Below are 8,297 nucleotides of genomic sequence, written 5' to 3'. Positions count from 1 at the left end.
CAACCTTGTAGCCTATATCAACGTATATGTACCTCTCATCAACCTTCACCACCTTTCCGCTTACTATCCTTCCTTTCCTGAAGGTCTCTTCTTGCGGGAGGGCTTCGCTCAGGAGTTTCTCAAATTCGTTCATCCGGTCCTCCAAGGGAAAATACATTATAGCAAAAATTTATGAGTATCAATTTTTTGGATTATATTATTATTCCTGAGATAGGAGGCGTAATGGAGTTCTTTTTCTTTCTTGACATCTATGCGGACAGGCAGCTCATAGACTACTACATACTGTCTTTCAAGCTTGGGAACCCAAAGTCTGTTGAGCTGAAGAAGTGGTCAGGGAAGAGCTACATAGTGGGTATCAAGGACTGGGAGAAGTTCAAGGGTAGCACCTACGATATAGTCCTCTACGAGCTGGGCGACGAGATAGAGAGGTTCAAGGATATTGAGACAGCCTTCAGGGAAGGCTACAGGATAGCCTACAGGGAAGCTTCAAGGAGGGGTGCCAAGAGGATACTTCCCGCCATAGGATACGGGAACCCTCCAGTTGATGTGGTCAAGAGGTTCTTCCCCGTTGAGCCCGAGTTTGAGAAGTTCCCTGAGGACATAGACAGCTTCCTTGAGGAGGTTATAAGGTCAACCCCCGAGGAGATGACGAGAAGAGGATTCGGTGATGACGAAAACCCTTTCTGAGCTCCTTGAAGAGCTAACTCCAAAGAGGGTAGTTGAGGAGCTGAACAAGTACGTCGTAGGACAGGAGGAGGCTAAGAAGGCTGTCGCTATAGCCCTTAGGAACAGGTGGAGGAGGCAGAAGCTCCCCGAATACATAAGGGACGAGGTAGCTCCCAAGAACATCCTTATGATAGGACCCACCGGCGTGGGTAAGACCGAGATAGCGAGGAGGCTCGCATCCCTCATAAAGGCTCCCTTCGTTAAGGTTGAGGCTACCAAGTACACAGAGGTGGGCTACGTTGGCAGGGATGTAGAGTCAATGGTGAGGGAGCTGGCTGAGGTCTCCTACCAGATGGTCAAGAGGGAGAAGGTTGAAAAGGTGAGGGAGAGGGCAAGGAGGCTGGCGGAGGAGAGGATCCTTGACTACCTTGTCCCCCAGCAGTTCACCAGCTTCGGAATAAGGGAGTCTCAGGATGCCGGCAAGAGAGAGGAGCTCAGGGAGAGGCTGAGGAAGGGAGAGCTTGACGAGAAGATAATAGAGATAGAGGTCCAGGAGAAGGCTGTCCCCATGATAGGGATAGCGGGACCGCCCGGTCTTGAGGAGCTGGAGAACCAGCTCAGGGAGATGTTCTCAAACCTGATGCCCTCAAGGAAGAGGAGAAAGCTCAGGGTGAGAGAAGCCCTCCACATCCTTGAACAGGAGGAAGCTGAGAAGCTCATAGACATGGAGGAGGTGGCAAGGGAAGCCCTCTTCAGAGCGGAGAACTTTGGAATCATCTTCATAGACGAGATAGACAAGATAGCTGTAAAGACGCCGGGCACAGGACCCGGCGTTTCAAGGGAAGGTGTCCAGAGGGACCTCCTCCCAATCCTTGAGGGCACGACCGTCAATACAAAGTACGGACCCCTCAAGACGGACCACATCCTCTTCATAGGAGCGGGAGCCTTCCACATGGCGAAGCCCTCAGACCTCATACCCGAGCTCCAGGGGAGGTTTCCAATAAGGGTTGAGCTCAAGGCTCTGACCAAGGAGGACTTTGTGAGGATACTGACAGAACCGGAGAACGCCCTCACAAAGCAGTACGTAGAGCTCCTTAGAACCGAAGGGGTTGAGATAGAGTTCACCGAGGATGCGGTTGAGGAGATAGCCCTCCTGTCGGAGGAGATAAACAACCGCACGGAGAACATCGGGGCGAGAAGGCTTCACACGGTTATGGAGAAGCTCCTTGAGGACATATCCTTCAACGCCCCCGACATGGCAGGTCAGCACATAATAATTGACAGGAAGTTTGTAAGGGCAAAGCTAAGTGAGGTGATAAAGGACGAGGAGCTAAGCAGATACATCCTCTAAGAATCTCTTAAGCCACCAGTGGACGTCTTCCTCAATCACCTTCTTCCTGAGAGCCTTCATCCTCTCCCTCTTCTCCCTCTTCTTCATCTTCAGGGCGCTGTATATAGCCTCAGCAACGGCATCTTCATCAAAGGGGTTCACTATCAGAGCTCCCTCCCTGAGCTGGAGGCTCGCCCCGGCGAACTCACTCAGTATTAGCACCCCATCCTCATCAACCTTGCTCACAACGTACTCCTTTGAGACGAGGTTCAGTCCATCTATAAGGGGGGTAACGAGGGCAAAGTCCGCCATCATATAGAGGGATGCAAGTCTCTCATCGCCGTAGTTCTTGTAGTAGTAGTAGATAGGGACCCAGCCGGGCTCGCCGAACCTTCCCTCAATCCTGCCCACTATCTCATCCGTTCTACGCTTTATGTCCATGTACTCCTCAAGCTTGGTTCTTGTGGGGGCAGCTATCTGTATAAAGGAGACCCTCCCCCTGAAGGAGGGGTACTTCTCAAAGAACCTCTCCAAGCCTCTGAACTTCTCCTCAAGACCCTTGGTGTAGTCAAGCCTGTCAACGCCTATACCAACGAACTCAACGGGGAGCTTCTTCCTTAGGTTGAGGGCGTACCTCACTACCTTGGGACTTGAGATGAGGGACTTCCACCTCTGGGCGTCTATACCTATGGGAACCGCTACGACCCTTATCTTCCTTCCCTGCCAGTATACGGCGGTGTCGTCGTAAACAGCACCGAGTATCTCCCTCACGCACTCCCTGAAGTTCTGGACGTAGTGCTCAGTGTGAAAGCCTATAACGTCAGCGCCGAGCATCCCCTCAAGTATGTCCCTCCTGTTTGGTAGGAACCTCAGCATGAAGTAGGGGGGAAAGGGTATGTGCCAGAAGAGGTGTATTGGGTCATCAACACCCTTCTCCCTGAGGAGGGCAGGTACGAGGGCTAAGTGGTAGTCGTTCACGAGAACCTTTGAGCCAGGTGTGTAAACCTCCATCACAGCCTTGGCGAACTTCCTGTTGACCCTCCTGTAGCCGAGCCAGTACTTGCTGTCAAAGCGGGTTCTGTTCAGAAACATGTGACAGAGGGGCCAGAGGGTCTCGTTGGCGTAGCCGTAGTAGTACTCTGTTACGTCCCTGCTCGTGAGGGGGACCTGCTTCATGAGGAAGCTTTCCGTTATCTTCGTCTCAAGGGGGTTCTTCTGACCCTTTCTTCCCCAGCATACCCATATACCGCCGTTCTTTCTGAGGACAGGCTCCAGGGCTGAAACGAGACCTCCGACGGTCTTCTCAAGCTTCAGCTTCCCCCCAGCCCTTTCAACTCTGTAGGGCTCCCTGTTTGATACGACTATCAACTTCATTTTATTTTCCTTTAAGGTAAGGGTTATTTAAGCGTGTGTCAAGGAATCCAGAGTTGTACTGGCTTCCAAAGCGGGTTAAATTTATTTAAGTCTTTGATCAGGGAGGGTTGAGCATGAGATACAGAGCCCTTATCACCACCTTGGCGGTTATCGTTGGAGTTGGCTTTTCAGCGGAGAAGGTTATCCTCAAGAAGCCACCTGAATCCCTCAAGAAGTACTACCCACCCGCATCCAAGAACTACGAGTTCATCTCAGCCATGCACACCATGAGCACAGCCTTCTACGGAATAAACCTGAACATAAATGAAGGCAACTGGAAGGGAGCTCAGAAGTGGGCGCAGGAGCTCAAAGAGACCTACCTGAAGGTCTCAAAGATGGTCCCCGAATGGAAGAGCTACTTCAAGCCAAAGCTGGCTGACAACCTCGTGAAGGCTGTTAACTCAAAGAACGTGGACAGGGTTATAGACGCCTCCAAGAAGCTCGGGCAGACCTGTGCAAAGTGCCATCAGGACAACGAGATAGCGGTCAAGCTCGTTTACCACTTCCCGAGCTTTGAGACTGTCAAGATAGAGGACCCCGTTGAGTTCATGGAGTACAAGACGGGCAAGTACATGGAGAAGCTTGCCAACTCAATGAAGGCTCTCAAGATATACCTCCTACAGGGAGAAGGTGACAAGGCGCAGGAGGCTGGCATGAACTTCGTTGAGAGGGCGCGCCAGCTCAGGTCAATGTGCTCCAAGTGCCACACCAACAAGCTCTCGGAGGAGGTTATAGTGGGTAAGGAGTTTGAGGGAGCCCTGAACGACCTTGAGAACCTCCTCTCAGGAGGGAAGCCGGACAGAGACAAGGTCTTCAATCTGCTGGGCAAGGTTGGGGCGAGCTGTACAAAGTGCCACAACGTGCACCTTATACCAGAGGTGGTTAAAGAGGCTTTTGAGAAGTGAGGATCCTCCTCCTCATCTTTCTCTTCCTTGTGGGCTGTGAGAGGCTGGAAGAGGTGTTCGTTGAGGAGGACCTCCTTCAAAGACCTCAGGCAAAGAGGTGTGCTGACTGCCACGCCCAGATATACGAGGAGTGGAAGGAGAGCAGACATTATCAGGCATGGAAGAGCGAGAAATTCAGGAGGGAGTCAGAAAACTACGGGAAGGTTAAGTGCCTGTCCTGTCACGCCCCCCATCAGGTTGACCCAGAGAAAAAGCCCGTCCTAAGAGCCGAGTTCAGGGAAGATGGCGTCCACTGTGTAGCCTGCCACTTCAAGGAAGAAACCAGGTCCATGCACGGACCCCTCAAGGTGTGGTCCCCTCCCCACCCCTCAACCCAGGACCTTGACTACACAAAGTCGGAGTTCTGTGCGGGATGCCACAGGGAGACCTACAAGGAGTGGAAGCTTGCCAAGGTTGAGAAGAGCTGTCAGGACTGCCACATGCCCTCCCTCGGTAAGAAGGACCTCATACAGAAGTTTCCCTTCTACCTCTTTCACCTCGCCAAGCCCAGGACCTCCCACCGCTTTCCAACCCAGAAGGCTAAGCCCGAAGACATAGAGGTCCATATCAAAGGGAATGAGCTCATACTCCTAAACGTAGGAGTTCCCCACAACCTGCCGACGGCGGATCAGGGAGACCCCAGGCTCTACCTCATAGCCCGGATACTATATGGAGATGGAAGGAAGAAAACCCTGAGGAAGCTACTCTCACCCCAGTCAAAGACCGCTCTGAGATACAGGGTGCCCTATCGTCTGAGAATTCCCGACGGTGAGGTGAAGGAGGTTAGGGTGAAGATAATGCGGAGGCTCGCCTGGAGCGATGAGAAAGAGACCTTGAAGGAGCTCACTTTGCGAACTCCCTCTCCCTGACCCTCGGGTCTATCCAAGCCAGCAGGAGGTCTGCTATGAGGTTTCCAACTATGAGCATTATCGTCCCTATGTAAAGACCCCCCATAACTAAGAAGAGGTCCTGGGACAGAACCGCATCAAGCATGAGCATCCCCATGCCGGGCCATCCGGTTATTATCTCTATGAGAGCAGCCCCCGATATAAGGCTCGCTATCTCATACCCGAGGAGTGTAGTGAAGGGGTTCATGGCGTTCTTTACCACATGCTTGACCACCATCCACTCGGGAAGTCCCTTAGCCCTGAGCATAACTACCATAGGACTCTTGAGAACCTCAATCACCGCACTCCTGACGAGCCTTATCAGTCCTGCGGTTGAGACGAGAGAGAGGGTCATAGCTGGGATGAAGAGATGGTGTAGGACGTCAAGGACCTTTCCTATCGGACTCAGGCTCTCAAAATCGGGACTCTGAACTCCCCCTATGGGGAACCACCCCGTCTTACTAGCCAAAAAGAGGAATATGAAGGCTAAGAAGAAGCTCGGGATGGACATGAAGGAGTAGGCGTAAGCCTGCACGAGCCTATCAAACTTGCCCCCCTCCTTGAAAGCCGCTACCGTCCCTATGGGGACCGCCATGCCCCAGGAGAGGAGAGCTGAACTGACAGATAGCAACAGGGTGTTCGGTATCCTCTCGGCTATAAGCTGGGTCACGGGAGCGTGGTACTGGAAGGAGTAGCCCAGGTCAAAGAGAACAGCAGACTTGAGCCACTTCAAATACTGCACAAGGGTGGGTTCGTCCAGACCGTAGAGCCTCTTGAGCCTCTCAATGGTCTCCGGGGATATCTGGGGATTGAGCTTGAGCTGGTCAAGGAAGTCTCCTGGAGCGAGCTTTATTATGAGGAAGGATATGAAGGTGACCCCGAGTATGGTCGGCAGTGCCTGAAGAAGACGGAGAAGGACAAACTTGAGCATCAGAAGTAATTGGCTATGAAGTACTTGGTTTCCTCAAAGTACCTCTCTATCTCCCTCCTGTGCTTCTCCTTGACGTAACGAACCAGCCTGTAATCGTCCCAGTAACCGACCATGGGTAGCCAGTCAGGAATAGTGTCTCTGCTGTCAATGAAGTACCAGAGAGCCGCTATGAAGTCCTCCCTCGCTTCCCTCTTGAGCTGGAAGTCCGGGTCTATGAGTATCCTGTATATAAGCTTAACGTCAAGTATAAGGTTCCTGAGGTACTCCATGGTAGGAGGAACCTTCTCAAGCTTCTTGTTGAACTCCTCCCTGAGCCTGTCAAGATTCTTAAGGTTTTCGTAGGTCTTGTACTTCTGAAGCTTCTCCTCAAAGCCCATGGCGTAATTATATCATGTCCCTTCAGCCTTAAATGCTTTATATTATTAGCATCCAAGAAAGAGGAGGGACAGAGATGAGAAAAAAAACCTCTCAAGTTTTCTGGGGGCTGATCTTTTTGCTTCTGGGCACCCTCACAGCCCTTGCCCAGGGTGTTCCAACACCTCTGACCAAAAAAGCGGGAGACTACTACGTCAGTATCGGTGTCTTTTCAATCTCGGAACTTGAGAAGCACTACCCAAGAACCTACAAGCTGCTCGTGAAACACCATGGCGAGCCTGCAAGGCACGACACCCATCACCTTGCTGTGAGCATCTGGAAGCAGGAGAACGGCAAGATGGTGTACCTCTCAAACTACGAGGTGGAGGCTGAGGTAAGGTCTCCGATATTCAGAGCTGTTAGAAAGAAGCTCACTAAGTATCCCCACCAGTATGGAGATAACTACGGCGGCTGGTTTGAGATGTCGGACAAGGGGCTCTACCACATATCGGTGATAATCAAGGAAGACGGGAAGGTAAAGAGGGTTGACTTTGACTACCTGATGCAGTGAGCCCTCCCGTCCGGCTTTTTTCTTGTAAAATTTTAGTGCTCAAACGTCGTTTTATCCGGAGGTAGTCTGATGAAACTGCATGAACACCAGGCAAAGGAGATATTCGCCAGATACGGCATACCCGTTCCAGAGGGCAAGGTAGCCTTCACCCTCAAAGAGGCTAAGCAGGTTGCGGAGGAGCTCGGTAGCTTCCCTCTCGTTGTGAAAGCTCAGGTCCACTGCGGTGGAAGGGGGAAGGCTGGTGGCGTGAAGATAGTTAAGGATATGGATGAGCTTGAGAAGGCGGTTGAGGGCATGCTGGGAAAGGTTCTCAAGACCTTCCAGTGCCCGGATGGAAAGCCTGTCAGCAGGGTGTGGATAGAGAGGGCTACCGCCATTGATAAGGAGTTCTACCTCTCCATAACCCTTGACAGGGCGAGGTCAAAGCCAGTTGTGATGGCTTCCGCTGCTGGAGGTATGGAGATAGAGGAGATAGCCAAGGAAAACCCGGAGGCGATAATACTTGAAGAGGTTGACCCGGAGCTCGGTCTCATGCCCTATCAGGCGCGTAAGCTCGCCTTTAGGCTGGGTCTTCCCGTCAAGGACTTCTCCAAGATGGCTTTAGCCCTCTACAGGATATATACGGAGCTTGATGCCTCCCTCGTCGAGATAAACCCTCTCGTCCTTGATAAGGAAGGCAATGTCATAGCCTTGGACGCAAAGCTTGAGGTTGACGACAACTCTCTGTTCAGACACAAGGACATAGAGGAGATGGAGGATGAAACCCAGATTTCACCCTTGGAGGTTGAGGCTAAGAAGTACGGGCTTAACTACATAAAGCTGAGCGGGAATATAGGGTGCATGGTGAACGGTGCGGGACTCGCTATGGCTACCATGGACATAATAAAGCTCGCTGGAGGGGAGCCTGCTAACTTCCTTGACGTCGGTGGAGGGGCTAACGTTGAGCAGATAGCTAACGCCTTCAGGATACTGATGGCTGATGAGGATGTCAGGGCGGTCTTCATAAACATATTCGGGGGAATACTCAGGTGCGACAGGCTCGCCCAGGGTCTTGTAGAGGCTGGAAAGATGGTTGAGCTGAGCGTCCCCATAGTTGTCAGGATGGAGGGAACCAACGTTGAGGAGGGCAAGAGGATACTCGCTGAATCGGGGATGAACTTCATAAACGCCGAAGACATGTGGGACGGTGCTAAGAAGGCTG

9 protein-coding genes are annotated in these 8,297 nt (G+C 52.0%); 6 read left to right on the top strand and 3 right to left on the bottom strand.

The genetic code is table 11. The annotated features are described in order from the left end of the window. Positions 1 to 222 precede the first annotated feature (222 nt). Positions 223 to 687 carry a hypothetical protein gene (locus AC1HCM_RS01065; protein ID WP_479459925.1) on the top strand — a complete coding sequence of 155 codons (465 nt, stop codon included), beginning with the start codon at positions 223 to 225 and terminating at the stop codon, positions 685 to 687. Continuing rightward, positions 668 to 2,017, top strand: coding sequence for an ATP-dependent protease ATPase subunit HslU (gene hslU, locus AC1HCM_RS01060; RefSeq protein WP_479459924.1), 1,350 nt, complete (start codon positions 668 to 670; stop codon positions 2,015 to 2,017). Before AC1HCM_RS01065 ends, hslU begins: the two co-directional genes overlap by 20 nt. Here hslU and AC1HCM_RS01055 read toward each other — a convergent pair. Beyond that, positions 1,997 to 3,370 (bottom strand): alpha,alpha-trehalose-phosphate synthase (UDP-forming), encoded by a 1,374-nt coding sequence (locus AC1HCM_RS01055; protein WP_479459923.1) that lies wholly within the window; start codon positions 3,368 to 3,370, stop codon positions 1,997 to 1,999. The genes hslU and AC1HCM_RS01055 overlap by 21 nt on opposite strands. A gap of 113 nt (positions 3,371 to 3,483) precedes the next feature. On the opposite strand from AC1HCM_RS01055, the gene AC1HCM_RS01050 reads away from it, so the two are divergent. Both AC1HCM_RS01050 and AC1HCM_RS01045 read left to right on the top strand, forming a co-directional pair. Continuing rightward, on the top strand, positions 3,484 to 4,314 hold the full coding sequence (locus tag AC1HCM_RS01050; protein ID WP_479459922.1) for a hypothetical protein: 831 nt from the start codon (positions 3,484 to 3,486) through the stop codon (positions 4,312 to 4,314). After that, positions 4,311 to 5,222 (top strand): multiheme c-type cytochrome, encoded by a 912-nt coding sequence (locus AC1HCM_RS01045; RefSeq protein WP_479459921.1) that lies wholly within the window; start codon positions 4,311 to 4,313, stop codon positions 5,220 to 5,222. Before AC1HCM_RS01050 ends, AC1HCM_RS01045 begins: the two co-directional genes overlap by 4 nt. Here AC1HCM_RS01045 and AC1HCM_RS01040 read toward each other — a convergent pair. After that, positions 5,197 to 6,171, bottom strand: a complete 975-nt coding sequence (locus AC1HCM_RS01040) for an ABC transporter permease (RefSeq protein WP_479459920.1) — start codon at positions 6,169 to 6,171, stop codon at positions 5,197 to 5,199. The genes AC1HCM_RS01045 and AC1HCM_RS01040 overlap by 26 nt on opposite strands. Continuing rightward, positions 6,171 to 6,548, bottom strand: a complete 378-nt coding sequence (locus AC1HCM_RS01035) for a DUF1232 domain-containing protein (protein WP_479459919.1) — start codon at positions 6,546 to 6,548, stop codon at positions 6,171 to 6,173. The genes AC1HCM_RS01040 and AC1HCM_RS01035 overlap by 1 nt, the downstream gene beginning before the upstream one ends. Before the next feature lie 74 nt (positions 6,549 to 6,622). On the opposite strand from AC1HCM_RS01035, the gene AC1HCM_RS01030 reads away from it, so the two are divergent. Both AC1HCM_RS01030 and sucC read left to right on the top strand, forming a co-directional pair. Beyond that, on the top strand, positions 6,623 to 7,096 hold the full coding sequence (locus tag AC1HCM_RS01030; RefSeq protein ID WP_479459918.1) for a hypothetical protein: 474 nt from the start codon (positions 6,623 to 6,625) through the stop codon (positions 7,094 to 7,096). A gap of 69 nt (positions 7,097 to 7,165) precedes the next feature. After that, positions 7,166 to 8,297 (top strand): ADP-forming succinate--CoA ligase subunit beta (gene sucC / locus AC1HCM_RS01025; protein ID WP_479459917.1); only part of this gene is annotated, 1,132 nt, incomplete at its 3' end.

The sequence above is a fragment of the Hydrogenivirga sp. genome (assembly GCF_056450045.1).
The sequence above is the reverse complement of the archived record's forward strand: the minus strand, read 5'-3'. Positions and strand labels throughout refer to the sequence as shown.